Below are 13,520 nucleotides of genomic sequence, written 5' to 3' on the forward strand. Positions count from 1 at the left end.
GGGCGTCCCGCTCGGCCCTGCCCCGCCGACCTCTCCCCGCTCGGGGTTAGGGTTGCGGGGTTGGCCGGGCGGGAATCGGGACGGGGCTGGATGCGGCGGGGGCGGGAACCAAAGGGGCAGCGGGGCGCCGTGCGCGGACCGGTGCCCGGCCAGTACCCGGTGCGGTTCGGCATGGCCGAGCTGCTCGCCGACCTGGACTGGCCCAACGGCTGGCTGCTGAGCGTGGACGGTGTCGCCCAGTCCTATGTGGACCTCGACGACCCCACCCACCTGGAGTTCGACTACATCCGCCGCATCGGCGACGTCATCGACTGCCTGGGCCAGCCCGAAGCGCCCCTGGACGCGCTGCACATCGGTGGCGGCGCCTGCACTGTCCCGCGCTACCTCGCCGCCACCCGCCCCGGCTCGCGTCAACTGGTCTTCGACGCCGACGGCGAACTCATCGACCTGGTCCGCGAACACCTCCGGCTGCGCGACGTCCCCGCCCTGCGGGTGCGGGTGTGCGACGGCAGGGAGGGCGTGACCACCCGGCGCGACGAGTCGGCGGATCTTGTTGTGCTGGACGCCTTCCAGCGCGCCTCCATGCCCGGCGGGCTGGCCACCCGGGAGTTCATCGGTGACATCGCCAGGGTGCTCCGCCCGGACGGCACGGTGATCGTCAACGTCACCGACGGCCCCGGCCTGAAGTTCGCCCGCCGCGTCGTGGCCACGCTGAGCCTGGTCTTCCCCCAGGTCCTGCTGGTCGCCGAACCCGCGGTGCTGCGCGGACGCCGGTTCGGCAACCTGGTGCTGGTCGGCTCCAAGACCGCGCTGCCGGTGCCGGAGATCACCAGCAAGGTGCACTCGGCGGCGTTCCCGGCTCGCTGTGTCTCCGGCGCCGACCTGACCAAGCTGTGCGCGGGCGCCGAACCCATCACCGACACCGCGCCCATGGTCGCCCCGGTGCCGCCCGCCCGAGCCTTCGGGGGTTGACCTCCAGCTTAGTAGAGGTTGCATGCTGCACCCATGAGTAGGGCAATGCGAGTCGGGGTGATCGGCGACGGAATGGCGCGGGGCTGGGCTGCCCGCGCGCATTTCCCCGCGCTGCGAGGGCTGCACGGAGTCGAGCTGTTCGCGGTCGCCGACCCAGGCCATCCCGCCGACGACGTGGCGGCCCAGTGGGACGCGCACCTGGTCTGCGCCGACCCGGCCGAGTTGGCCACCCACCGCCAGGTGGACGTGGTCACCATCGCGGGCCCGGTGCCCGGCCATGACGAGCTCGTGCGCACCGCCCTGTCCGCGGGCAAACACGTGTTCTGCGAATGGCCGCTGACCACCAACGTCCGCGCCGCGGCCGAACTGCGCGACCTGGCCGCCCGATCCGGCGGGCACCAGGTAGTCGGCCTGCGCGGCCGCGCGGACCCCGGCGCGCGCTTCGCCCGCGACCTGCTCGCCCATGGCGAGATCGGCGAGGTGCTCGGCGTGACCCTGAGCGCCGCCCCCGCGAGTCCGCCGGAGTCTACAGTGGACGTACCGCTGCTCACCGGCGACGGCGGCCAGGCCCTGGACGTCCTCCGGTTCTGCTTGGGCGAACCCGCCGAACTGTCCGCGACCCTCACCACCCGCTGCCCCGGAGTGCCCGCCCCGGACCAGGTCCTGGTGCAAGGACTCCTCGAGTCAGGTGTGGCGATCTCGGCCCACCTGCAGTCCGGCGCACCCGGCGGTACCGGCTTCCGGATGGAGGTCCAGGGCCGCCGCGGTGCTCTGGTCCTGGTGTCCCCGAGCCGGATCGGCGAGCAGGAGTCCACCGTGCTGCTGGCCCGTCGCACCGGCGGCGGCACTTCGACGGCCACCGCCATGCTCGGCGCCGCGACATCCGATGCCGCCACGCCCGATGTCGCCATGCCCGGCGCCGCCATGCCCGGCGCCGCCACGCCCAGTGCGACCCTGCTCGGGGTCGCCCCATCGCTGGAGGCGGTCCCGGTGCCGGAGAGCTACCGGAGCGGCGTGGCCGCGGTCCCGGCAGGCCCCGCCCAGGGAGTCGCCCGGCTGTACGCCGAACTCCTGCGGGCGGTCCGGACCGGAACGCCACAGGACCCGGACTTCACCACCGCGGTGGGACTGCACTGCCTGCTGGACACGGTGGCCGCGGCGGCGAGCACCCGGCGGTGCCGCAGCATCGGGTGATCGCCCGCTCACTCCGACGGGGGAGCGCACTCACCTCGCGGCGGGAGGGATCCCGGCGGGTGCTGCGAGAGTGTTGACGGCAGGGGGAACTGGGGGTGGGCACGGCGGCCAACGGGCCGTCGTGCCCCACTGTTCAACGTCGGGGGCCCAAGCCGTGGAACAGCGTGGTGACAACCCGGTCGGCGAGCACGTCGACGTCGGTGCGCTGTTCGACGTGCTCGTGCACCGCCTCGTGCAACAGGGCGTGGTAGACCCGGCCCAGCCAGTCCGGGCTGACCGACTCGTCCACCAGCCCGGACGCGAGGACGCGGTCGAACAGTGCCTGCGACTTCCGGCGGACTCGCACCTCGGTGGCCATGGCCGTGGACTCGGCCAGTGCCTGCTTGCTCGGCGTGAACCGCCACACGCTCTTCACCGTCACCAGGTTCGCGGTCAACTGGTGCAGGGCCACCAACGGCGGCGCGGTATCCGTGCGGGCGGCGTTGATCGCGTCCTCGACCTCGGTCATGATGGCGTCAATCATCGCCGCGACCAGGGCCTCCCTGGTGGCGAACCGGCGGTGCACGGTCGTGCGGGCCACGCCCGCGGCATCGGCGATCTGCTGCAACGTCGTCGTCGGATCCACGCTCAGCATGTGGTCGGCCACGCGCAGGATCGCCTGATGGGTGCGCTCCGCATCCGCGCGTAGCGGCCGCTCCAAGGACATGGGTAGACGATACCCAGCAGTCGCGCCTCCCTCTAAACTCGCAACATGAGTGTTGCATATATACAGTAACCCGATACGGTGGTGTCTCGGGTCGAGCAGATCCGTCTTCCCACCACGAACTGAGGGACAAACGACATGCGGCTGCGCACCCTCGGCGGCACCGGAATCAAGGTCAGCCCCTACTGCCTCGGCGCGATGATGTTCGGCGCCATGGGCAACGCCGACCACGACGAGTCGGTACAAATGATCCACACCGCGCTGGACGCGGGCATCAACTTCATCGACACCGCTGACGTCTACTCCAACGGCGAGTCCGAGGAGATCGTTGGCAAGGCCCTCAAGGGTCGTCGCGACGACGTTGTCCTGGCCACCAAGGCGCACCTGCCAATGGGCGAGAACCCCAACCGGCGCGGTGGCTCCCGGCGCTGGCTGGTCCGCGCCGTGGAGGACAGCCTCCGCAGGCTCGGCACCGACCACCTGGACCTGTACCAGCTGCACCGGCCCGATGAGGACACCGCCCTGGACGAGACCCTGGGCGCGCTGTCGGATCTGGTGCGCTCCGGCAAGGTCCGCGCGGTAGGCACCTCGACGTTCCCGGCCGAGCTCATCGTGGAGATGCAGTGGGAGTCGGAACGGCGCGGCCATGTCCGCGTGCGCACCGAGCAACCGCCCTATTCGATTTTCAACCGTGCAGCGGAGACCTCCGTCCTGCCGACCTGTGCTCGTTACGGGATGGGGGTGCTGACCTGGGGACCGCTCAACCGGGGCTGGCTCACCGGCCGCTACCGGCCCGGCTACCAGCTGCCCGAAGGCGCGCACCCGGTGCAGCAGCAGATGTTCGACCCGGCGAACCCCGCCAACGCGCGGAAGTACGCCGTGATCGAGCAGCTGCTCAAGCTCGCCGAGGAGACGGGCCATTCACTGGCCCACCTCGCGGTGGCGTTCGTGCTCGCCCACCCTGCGGTGACCTCGGCGATCATCGGACCGCGCACCCCTGAACAGCTCGCGGACCTGTTGGCGGGCAAGGATGTCGTGCTCGAGGACGAGGTGCTGGACCGCATCGACGAACTAGTTCCCCCTGGCACCGTCCTGAACGCCGACGACAGCTTCTACCAGCCGCCGGGCATCACGGACCTGTCCCAGCGCCGTCGCCCCCGCGAGGCCAGGGCCGCGGTCTGACCCCCGGAGCGGAGCGAGGACCTCGCGCTCCGGGGGACAGCGCCGCACCGGCCTGGCTCTGGCGATGCTGGGCCGGCCGCGCCGGATCACTGCCGCGTCCGCCGGTGCTGGGCCGCTCAGGCGGCACGGGATGGATCCCTCCCGTGGCCGTGGTGAGCGACCCGGCGACGGCGGTGGACCGAACCGGTGCGGTCCCGACCTCGCTCCGGCTCGCGGAGGCTCGATCGGACTGCCCCGGGTTGGCCCACCCCGGGCGATCTGGCGGCTGGGCCGTCCTGGCCCGGCTCAGTGCCTGGATCGTCAGGGTGCCTGGATCGTCGGAGTGCGGCGGTGATCGGCTTGGCTGGCTTGGCATGCCCGCCCCGTCCGGCGTGGTGACAACCCTCGTCTCGCCCGGTTCCGCCTGACCGAGGTCGCGGCGCCGGATACACCGGGGACCGGACTGGCTCGGAGAGTCCAGCGAGTCGGCGATCCGGGAGCCAGCGGTCTGCCGCTGGCCCGAGGTCAGTGGTTCGGCGGGGCCTGCTGAACCAGCGGTGCGGTTCTCCGGCGCGGCTGCGCCCGGACTGGCTCGATGGAGTCCGGATGCGGTGCCGCGCCTGGCCGGAGCGGGCTGGGTCAGCTGGGGCCGGGCCTGCCGCGTCGAGGTTGGCCTGAAAGGAATCGACTCGACTGCGGGTGCGGGCCTCGGTGGGGGCGGCAGGGCTGAGGGTTGTCGTGCTGCGGCTTGCCGTACTGCGGGTCGCCGTAGTGGGGGTCACCGTAGTGCGGGTCGCCGGGCGGGGAGTTGCCAGGCTGGGGTCGGTGGCCGGGTGGATGTACGGGTGTCGGGGCCTCCTGATTCTGGTTGACATAGCGGAACTTGGGCGTGGACCGCACACACGTGGGGCAGTACCGGGCTGTGCGCTCGGCCCGCCGCCGGTTCGGCGGCACGGCGGGGGAGTTGCACAACGCGAACCAGACCCGGAGCTCTCGGGTCACCTGAAGCTGGTCGGCGTCAGGAGCCACGCGATGCAGCAGAGGACGGAACAGGCCTGGCCACCAGGGGACGTCCTCGCCATGCACAGTAGCGCCTCCGAAGGGGAGGATCGGACCACTTCATGGGCAAACGTAGCCAGATCCCACGACCGTGGGATACCGCCGCCCGTGTCGTGCGGAAATGGCGGCGAAATCAGTGACGCTGGGTGGTTTCGAGTACGTGAACTTGGGCCGGACTCCTACTTTGGGAGGTACCGGATCGGCGGTGGCAACCGATTGTGTTCCACACCTGAGGGAACGACGATCCGCAAACGGGGCAACGACGATGAACGTGCTGCTGCTGGCCTACGGCTCGCTGGGGGACATCCAGCCTTTCGTCGCGCTCGGCAAGGCGCTTGAGCAGGCCGGACACAAGGCGGTGCTGGCCGCGCCCGCGCGGTTCGAGTCCTATGTCGCCGAGCACGATTTGCCTTTTTCGCCGATCAGTGATGCCCTGGTGGAGCTCGCTGACAGCGCGGAGCTTCGGGCCTCGCGAGAAGGCGATGCGGTGCAAGCCGGTGTGGCCTGGCTCGATGCCCTCCGGCGCGGCAAGGACGCGGCGACCGCTGTGCTCGAGGACAGCTGGGCGGCCGCGGCGTTCGGGCCCGACCTGGTGGTGCACCATCCGATCACGGCCGGACAGCACATCGCGGAGAAACTTCGGGTTCCGTCGGTGCTGGCCTCGCCGCAGACCGCCTACGTGCCGACGGACGCGTTCCCCTGTTCGCTGATCTCGGTGCCGGACTGGTTGCCGCCGGCGTTCAACCGGTTCACCTACACACTGCTCGCGCTGTCTGGACGACTGTTGTCCAAGCCGACCGACCGGTGGCGGGAGCAGGTGCTCGGCCTGCCCCGGCGCCGGGGACAGCACGACCCGCTGCGTCAGCCCGACGGGCGGCCCACGACGGTGCTGAACGCGTTCAGCCCGCACGTGTTCCCACCCGCGCCGGACTGGCCGGAATCCGTGCGCACCACGGGCTACTGGTTCCTGCCCGCGGCCACGGACTGGACACCGCCGCCCGCGCTGGCGGAGTTCATGCACGCCGGTGCACCGCCGGTGTGCGTGACCTTCGGCAGCACGGTCGGTGGCGATCCTCGGCGCCTGGCGCGCACCGTGCTGGACGCGGTGCGGCTGGCAGGCGTGCGCGCGGTGCTGGTGTCCGGGTGGGGCGGGATGCGGCTGGACCAGCTGCCCCCGGAGGTCATGCTGGTCGACCACGTGCCGTTCGACTGGCTGTTCCCCCGGGTGTCCGCGGTGGTGCACCACGGTGGTGGCGGCACCAGCGCAGCGGCCGTGGCCGCCGGGCGGCCGCAGGTCGGCTGCCCGGTTGTGGCGGACCAGCCGCAGTGGGCGCGGCGGATGCACCACCTCGGGGTGGCGCCGCCGCCGATCCCGCAGCGCGCGCTGACCACGCGGGCGCTGGCCGAGGCGATCCACCTCGCCGTCACCGATCCGGGCATGGCCCGGCGGGCCGAACGGCTCGGTCGGCTGGTGAGTGCCGAGCGCGGTGCGGAGGCCGCGGTGGCGGTGCTGGAGGAACTGGTGCCGCGCAAGGCTTGACCTGGAGCGCGCTCCAGCCGACAGGCTCGGCGCATGCGACAGATCACCCTCGGCGGTGTGAGCGGCCAGCGGGCCAGCGTGTTGTGCCTCGGCGCGCTGCCGTTCGGGTCCTCAGTGGACCGGGACACCTCCTTCGCCATCCTCGACCGGTTCGTCGAGGCGGGCGGGAACTTCATCGACACCGCGAACAACTACGTGTTCTGGACGGAGGACGGAAAGGGCGACGAAAGCGAGAACCTGCTCGGCGACTGGCTGCGCACCAGGGGCAACCGGTCCGAGGTGGTGCTGGCGTCCAAGGTGGGCGCGCTGCCGGACCCGGACAAGGCCGGACAGTTCCCGGAGAACGCAGAAGGCTTGTCCGCCAAGGTGATCAGCACCCAGCTGGACAACAGTCTGCGGCGGCTGGGCACTGATCACCTGGACGTGTACTACGCGCACATCGAGGACCGCTCGGTGCCGCTGGCCGAGACGGTCGGCGCGTTCGGCGAGGCCGTGGTGCAGGGCAAGGTGCGGGTGCCGGGATGCAGCAACCATCCGACCTGGCGAATCGACCGCGCGCGTGAACTGGCGAAGCGGGATGGGCTTGCGCCGTACGGAGTTCTGCAGTTCCGGCACAGCTACCTCCGGCCGCGGCCGGACATCAAGCTGCCCGAGGCCGGCCACGTCCAGGCCAGTGATGAGCTGCTGGATTACGTGCGCACCGAGGACGACCTGGTGCTGACCGCGTACACGACCCTGCTGTTCGGGGCCTACACCCGGCCGGATCGCCCGCTGCACGAGCACTACGACCACCCCGGTACCCGGCGCAAGATCGCCGTGCTGCAAGAGGTGGCCGCCGAACTGGGCGCCACGGTGAACCAGGTGGTGCTGGCGTGGCTGTTGCACGGCAACCCGGTGGTGGTGCCGGTGCTGGGCGTCAGCTCGGTGGCGCAGCTGGAGGAGTCACTGGTGGCGGCGGAGCTGGAGCTCAGCGCGGACCAGTTGGCCCGGCTCGCCGCGGCTTGCTGACCAAGCGCCGCGACGCGCGGCCCGCTAGCCGGACGCCGGGGCCGCGAGGGCGCCCGCCGCCGGGTGCCCGCCGGGTGGCGCGGGTGTTGCTGGACGCCGCGGGTGTTGCTGGACGCCGCGGGCCCAGCTGGACGCCGCGGGCCCAGCTGGACGCCGCGGGCCCAGCTGGACGTAGCGGGTCTGGCTGGGTGTTGCGACTGCGGCCGGATGTTGCGGGTGCTGCCGGGTTCCGCGGACGTTGCGGGGCGGGTGATCGCGCCGCAACGCGTGCTGCGGTCGACCGGGGGCGACGGGTGGTGGGCGCGGTGTCGGCGGTGGTGTGGGGCGTGACGGGACTTCGCGTCACGCCCCTGCCGGGCCGGTCACTGCTGGTCGTCCTCTTCCGCGAGGATGCGGTAGAGGTTGCGACGGACCTCGGCGAGGAGTTGGCGGGCTCGGGCGGCCTGCTCCGGGGTGCCGGCGGCGGCGACCTGGAGGGCGGCCTGGTGGACCTGGCCGAGTAGCTCCTGGAGCTCGACCACCGCGGTGTCCACGCCGCCGCTGACGGTGTCCCAGACCACGGCGAGCTCGGCCTCGTTCTCCGCGACGTAGGTGCGGCCTGCCTCGGTCAGTTCGACCATCTGGCGGCCGCCTTCCTTCTCGGAGACGACCAGGCCCTCTTCCGCGAGCTGCTTGAGCACGGGGTAGATCGAGCCCGGGCTGGGACGCCAGTAACCGTCGCTGCGTTCGGTGATGTCGGCGATGAGCTGGTAGCCGTGGGTCGGGCCGTCGACCAGGACGAGCAGCACCGCGGCCCGGACGTCGCCGCGGCCGACCTTGGGGCGCTGCCAGCCGCCGCCAGGACCGCCGAAGCCGGGGGGCATGGGCGGGAACGGGCCGCCGTGGCGTGGGCCGGCCGGGCCACGGTCCGGGGTCCAGCCCCAGAAGTGGCGGTGGCCGCCCCGGCCCCGGCCGTGGCCGCGCTCGTGTGGGCCGCCACCGCGGCGGCCCCGCTCGCCGCGGCGCTCACCTCGGCCTTCGCCGGGCTCGCCGGGAACTTCGCCGGTGTCGTTGTGCATGGCCACCCGGGTCCACGGCGTCCGCATGCGCGGGCCGCTGAACCAGGGGCCGAAAGCTGCTGCGTGGGCAGTCATGTGATCACTCCTTGAACAGTCGCGACACGATTATCGTGTCTCCGATGCGTTCACGATATATCGCGAACACTCGGAGACGCAAGCATGACTTGTCCTCGAACAGCGAAACGGCGGGTCCCCTGAGTGGAGACCCGCCGTGTTTGCCCAGTTCAGGGGCTAGGTGTTCGCTGGGATGCGGCGCAGGGCACGGAGGCGGTCGATGGCGGTGTGCAGGGTGTCGGGACGCTTCGGGAAGGCGAAGCGGACCAGCTTCCGGCCCTCCTCGGGGTTGGCGTAGAAGGAGGAGCCGGGGACCACCGCGACACCCAGGTCGGTGATCAGGCGGCGGGCGAACTCGACGTCGTGGCCGCCGGAGTCGAGGTCCTCGGTGCCGCAGAGCACGTAGTAGGCGCCGTCGGGCGCGTGCAGCCGGAAGCCGATCTCGGCGAGCGCTGGGCAGAGCAGGTCCCGCAGTTCGCGGTAGTGCGCGGCCAGGCCGGTGTAGTACGCCGGCGGCAGGCCCAGCGCGGTGACGGAGGCGGCTTGCAGCGGGGTGGGCGCGCCGACGGTGAGGAAGTCGTGCACGGTGCGGATGGCCTTGGTCGCCCAGGCCGGCGCGATGGTCCAGCCGACCCGCCAGCCGGTCACCGCGTAGGTCTTGGACACGCTGTTGATGGTGATCGTGCGGTCGCTCAGGCCCGGCACGGTGGCCGGTGGGATGTGGCCGCCGTCGCCGAGGAAGTGGATGTGCTCGTAGATCTCGTCGGTGATGCACAGGACGTCGTAGCGCTGGCACAGCTCGGCGATCAGGTCCAGCTCGCCGCGGCTGAACACCTTGCCGGTCGGGTTGTGCGGGGTGTTGACCACGATCGCCCTGGTGCGCTCGGAGAACGCGGCGCGCAGCTCGGCCTCGTCGATGGACCAGTCCGGGCGGTGCAGCGGGACGAACCGGGGGGTGGCGCCGGCGAGCACCGCGTCCGGGCCGTAGTTCTCGTAGTGCGGCTCGAACATGATCACCTCGTCGCCGGGTTCGACCAAGGCGAGCATGGTGGCGACCATGGCCTCGGTGGCGCCGCAGGTCACGCAGATCTCGGTCTCCGGGTCGACCTGCCAGCCCGGGTAGGCCCACCCGGTCTTGGTGGCGATGGCCTCGCGCAGCGCGGACTCGCCGAAGGTGATCGGGTACTGGTTCAGGTCGGCGTCCACCGCGTCCTTGACCGCCTGCTTCAGCTCCGGCGGGCAGGCGAAGTCGGGCAGGCCCTGGGACAGGTTCACCGCGTCGTGCGCGGTGGCCAACCGGGTCATCTCCCGGATCACCGACTCGGTGAACGAGGCGACCTTGCTGCTGACCCGAGTGATCACCGGTGCTTCTCCTTGTCGATTCGGCGGCGCGCCGCGATGAGACTGATCAGTTCGTAGGCGGTGTGCGCGGCGGCGATCGCGGTCAGCTCGGCGTGGTCGTAGGCCGGGCTGACCTCCACCACGTCCGCGCCGACGATCCGGCAGCCCGCCAGGCCGCGCAGGATGCCGAGCAGTTCCCGGCTGGTCAGGCCGCCCGCTTCGGGGGTGCCGGTGCCGGGGGCGTGCGCTGGGTCGAGCACGTCGATGTCCACCGAGATGTAGAGCGGGGCGTCGCCGACGCGCGTGGCGATCCGGGCGGCGATCTCCCGGGCGCTGGTCTCCGCCAGGTCCATCGAGGTGATCGCCAGGAAGCCGAGCGCCTCGTCCGCGGCCAGGTCGCCGGGGCCGTAGAGCGGGCCGCGGATGCCGACGTGGGTGAGCCGGGAGGTGTCGAGCAGTCCTTCCTCAGCGGCGCGGCGGAACACCGTGCCGTGGGTGTGCGCGGCGCCGAAGTAGGTGTCCCAGGTGTCCAGGTGCGCGTCGAAGTGCAGCAGCGCCACCGGTCCGTGCCGACTGGCGACCGCGCGCAGCATGGGTAGCGCGATGGTGTGGTCGCCGCCGAGGGCGACCGGGGTGGCGCCGGTGGCCACCAGGGCGGTGGTGGCCTCGGTCATCTGGGTCAGGGCCTCGGGGATGTCGAAGGGGTTGGCCGCGACGTCACCGCAGTCGGCGACCTGGACCGTGGCGAACGGGGAGATGGCCAGGCCGGGGTGGTAGGGGCGGAGCAGACGGCTGCCCTCGCGGATCGCGGCCGGGCCGAAGCGGGCACCGGGGCGGTAGGAGGTGCCGGCATCGAAGGGGAAGCCGAGCACGGCGATGTCGCAGCGGTCGACCTCGTCGCGGCGGGGCAGGCGGGCGAAGGTGGGCCAGCCCGCGAAACGGGGGACCCGCGACGCGTCGACCGGCCCGCGGATGCCGGGTAGACCGGACGAGCCGGGCTGGTCAGGCATGCCGCAGCCGGGTGTGTGCGCGGAGCTGGTGGGGGCGGGAGTGGTGGCCGGGTCGGGTTGGGTGGGCGTGGTCATCGGGTCGCCATCGGTTCGGCGGGGTCGCTCTCGCCCGCGAGGCGGCGTTCCCAGGTGGCCAGTCTGGCCGGGGCCTCGGGGCGGGTGAGCAGGCTGACCGTCACGTAGCTGACCAGGCCGACGAGCAGGCCGAGGTAGATCGGTTCCTGGGCCGACGGGCCGAAGTAGGCCATGCAGGCGATTACGGTGCCGCCGCCCAGAGTCATGGCGGTGAGGGCGCCGGTGCGGGTGGCGCGGCGCCAGACCAGGCCGCCGAGGATCGGCACCAGGAGGCCGCCGACCAGGAGGTTGTAGGCGACGTCCAGGGCGGTGACCACGTCGGAGACCAGGCAGGCGATGGCCACCCCCAGCACGCCCAGGACCAGGGTGAACAGGCGGGTGGTGCGCAGGTCGTCGCCCGCGCCGGGGTTGCGGCGCAGGCGGGGCCACAGGTCGTTGCCGGCGACCGTGGCGCAGGCGATGAGGGCGCCGCTGGCGGTGGACATGACCGCGGCCAGCGCGGCCGCCAGCACCAGGCCCTTGAGACCGACCGGCAGCGCCTCGGTGACGATGGTGGCGAACGCCCGGTCGCGGGCCTCCAGCGCCGGGTACAGGGCCTTGGTCGCGGTGCCGATGAGAGCGCCGGCGAAGGCGTAGACCAGGCAGTAGGCGCCGGAGAACGCGCCGCCGATCCGGGCCACCTTGTCATCCCGCGCGGTGAACACCCGCTGCCAGATGTCCTGGCCGATGAGCAGGCCGAAGAAGTACAGCAGCACGTACTTGAAGATGTTCTCGCCGCCGATGGACCACAGTGAGAAGAACTGCGGCTCCAGCTTCGCCGCCATCGCGCTGAACCCGCCCGCCTTGATGATCGCCGCGGGCAGCAGCACCAGCAGGATGCCGACGCTCTTCACCACGAACTGCACGATGTCGGTCGCGGTGATCGACCACATGCCGCCGAGCACCGAGTACAGCACCACGATGCCGCCGCCGAGCAGCACGGACGGGATGTGCGACATCCCGAACAGCACGCCGAAGATGGTGGCGCAGGCGATGGTGGAGGTGGCCATCAGCATCAGCGAGTAGGCCCACATGACCACGCCGGAGACCGGTGCGGCCTTGCCGCCGTAGCGCAGGTCCAGCATCTCGCTGACCGTGTAGACCTTGAGCCGGGTGATCCGCGCGGCGAAGACCAGGCTCAGGCCGAGCACGCCGAGCCCGATGGTCAGCACCATCCACGCCCCGGACAGCCCGTACTGGTAGCCCAGCCCGATCCCGCCGACGGTGGACGCGCCGCCGAGCACGACCGCGGACATGGTGCCGGAGTACATGACGTAGCCCAGGCGCCTGCCCGCGACCAGGAACTCGCTCTTGTCCCTGGCCCGCCGGGCCGCCCACCAGCCGATGACCACCATGGCCACCAGGTAGGTGATCATCACCGCCGAGTCGATCGTCACCGGTCCTCCTTCGCCGCGAGTGGAACCGAGTTGGTAGGACCGTAGGGACCCGCCGAACCGCTGCGAAGTGGATGATTCGTACAACTGACAACACTGTCCAAGACGATTCGTCCACCGGTGGAGGAGTGCGGCATGGCCACGGTGACCATCGGGCTGCACGAGCTGCTCGCCCGCGCCGACCTCGGGCTGACCCAGCTGAGCGGACCGGCGGAGGATCGCACGATCCGTTGGGTGCACATCTGCGAGCTGCGTGACCCAGGGCACTACCTCACCGGCGGCGAGCTGCTGCTGACCGCGGGCGTGGACTTCCCGGACACCAAGGCGGAGACCCACCGCTACGTCCGGCGGCTGGTCGCGGCCGGGGCGGCGGCGCTGGGCTTCGGGGTGACCCCGGTCTACGACGAGGTGCCGCCGGAGCTGGTCACCGCCTGCCGTCGGCACGGGCTGCCGCTGCTGCTGGTGCCGCAGCGCACCTCGTTCCTGGTGATCAGCCAGGTGGTCTCGCTGATGCTGGCCGCGCAGGAACGGGCGGGCCAGCACCGGATCTCGGTCGCGCAGGCCGCGCTGACCAGGGCGGCGGCCCGGCCGGACGGGGTGTCGGCGGTGGTCCGGCAGCTGGCCGCGGCACTGGGCGGGTGGGCCGTGCTGGCGGACGCGCGGCGCCGGTTGAGCAGCGGGGGAGCGGTGCCCGCGCGGGCGGAGGAGGTGGAGGAGCTGGCGGCGCGGCTGCTCGCGCCGGGCGGGCCGTCCTCGGCGACCGCGCACCGCGCGGGCGGGCAGGTGGTGGCGCAGGCGCTGGGGCGGACCGGGCGGGCCTGACCCGTGCCGATCAGCTCGTTGAGCTTGTCGGCCACCGTGGGCCGGGAGAACCCGGTGGCCTTGACCAGGTCGCTGCTCCGCGCCGAGCCG

The 13,520-nt window shown here is 71.9% G+C and carries 11 protein-coding genes; 6 read left to right on the plus strand and 5 right to left on the minus strand.

Annotation, left to right across the window (positions count from 1 at the left end; translation table 11 throughout):
- Nucleotides 1-90: 90 nt before the first annotated feature.
- Nucleotides 91-972: a spermidine synthase gene (locus ACWDY5_RS37715; protein ID WP_449726923.1), complete on the plus strand. Its 882-nt coding sequence runs from the start codon at nt 91-93 to the stop codon at nt 970-972.
- A gap of 33 nt (nt 973-1,005) precedes the next feature.
- Nucleotides 1,006-2,166, plus strand: a complete 1,161-nt coding sequence (locus tag ACWDY5_RS37720; protein ID WP_449726924.1) for a Gfo/Idh/MocA family protein — start codon at nt 1,006-1,008, stop codon at nt 2,164-2,166.
- A gap of 133 nt (nt 2,167-2,299) precedes the next feature.
- On the opposite strand, the gene ACWDY5_RS37725 is transcribed toward ACWDY5_RS37720, so the two are convergent.
- A complete protein-coding gene (locus tag ACWDY5_RS37725) occupies nt 2,300-2,872 on the minus strand; it encodes a TetR/AcrR family transcriptional regulator (RefSeq protein WP_449726925.1) in 573 nt (190 codons plus the stop codon).
- A 135-nt stretch (nt 2,873-3,007) separates the two neighbouring features.
- Here ACWDY5_RS37725 and ACWDY5_RS37730 point away from each other — a divergent pair, with 135 nt between their 5' ends.
- From ACWDY5_RS37730 to ACWDY5_RS37740, 3 genes are all read left to right on the plus strand, one after another.
- Entirely contained in the window at nt 3,008-4,051 is a 1,044-nt protein-coding gene (locus tag ACWDY5_RS37730; protein ID WP_449726926.1) for an aldo/keto reductase, read from the plus strand.
- A 1,303-nt stretch (nt 4,052-5,354) separates the two neighbouring features.
- Entirely contained in the window at nt 5,355-6,629 is a 1,275-nt protein-coding gene (locus tag ACWDY5_RS37735) for a glycosyltransferase (RefSeq protein WP_449726927.1), read from the plus strand.
- A 33-nt stretch (nt 6,630-6,662) separates the two neighbouring features.
- Nucleotides 6,663-7,637, plus strand: coding sequence for an aldo/keto reductase (locus tag ACWDY5_RS37740; protein ID WP_449726928.1), 975 nt, complete (start codon nt 6,663-6,665; stop codon nt 7,635-7,637).
- A 362-nt stretch (nt 7,638-7,999) separates the two neighbouring features.
- Here ACWDY5_RS37740 and ACWDY5_RS37745 read toward each other — a convergent pair whose 3' ends face one another.
- The 4 genes from ACWDY5_RS37745 to ACWDY5_RS37760 form a co-directional block, all read right to left on the minus strand.
- On the minus strand, nt 8,000-8,770 hold the full coding sequence (locus tag ACWDY5_RS37745) for a PadR family transcriptional regulator (protein WP_449726929.1): 771 nt from the start codon (nt 8,768-8,770) through the stop codon (nt 8,000-8,002).
- A gap of 156 nt (nt 8,771-8,926) precedes the next feature.
- Complete coding sequence (locus ACWDY5_RS37750; RefSeq protein WP_449726930.1) at nt 8,927-10,111, minus strand: pyridoxal phosphate-dependent aminotransferase; 1,185 nt, start codon at nt 10,109-10,111, stop codon at nt 8,927-8,929.
- Complete coding sequence (speB, locus tag ACWDY5_RS37755; RefSeq protein WP_449726933.1) at nt 10,108-11,100, minus strand: agmatinase; 993 nt, start codon at nt 11,098-11,100, stop codon at nt 10,108-10,110. Before speB ends, ACWDY5_RS37750 begins: the two co-directional genes overlap by 4 nt.
- 71 nt (nt 11,101-11,171) lie before the next feature.
- The gene (locus ACWDY5_RS37760; RefSeq protein WP_449726931.1) at nt 11,172-12,611 is read right to left on the minus strand and encodes a sodium:solute symporter; all 1,440 of its coding nucleotides are present in this window, start codon (nt 12,609-12,611) and stop codon (nt 11,172-11,174) included.
- A 132-nt stretch (nt 12,612-12,743) separates the two neighbouring features.
- Between ACWDY5_RS37760 and ACWDY5_RS37765 the strand changes: the two genes are divergently transcribed.
- Complete coding sequence (locus tag ACWDY5_RS37765) at nt 12,744-13,430, plus strand: PucR family transcriptional regulator ligand-binding domain-containing protein (protein ID WP_449726932.1); 687 nt, start codon at nt 12,744-12,746, stop codon at nt 13,428-13,430.
- The last annotated feature ends 90 nt before the right edge of the window (nt 13,431-13,520 follow it).

It is taken from the genome of Crossiella sp. NPDC003009, assembly GCF_053591555.1.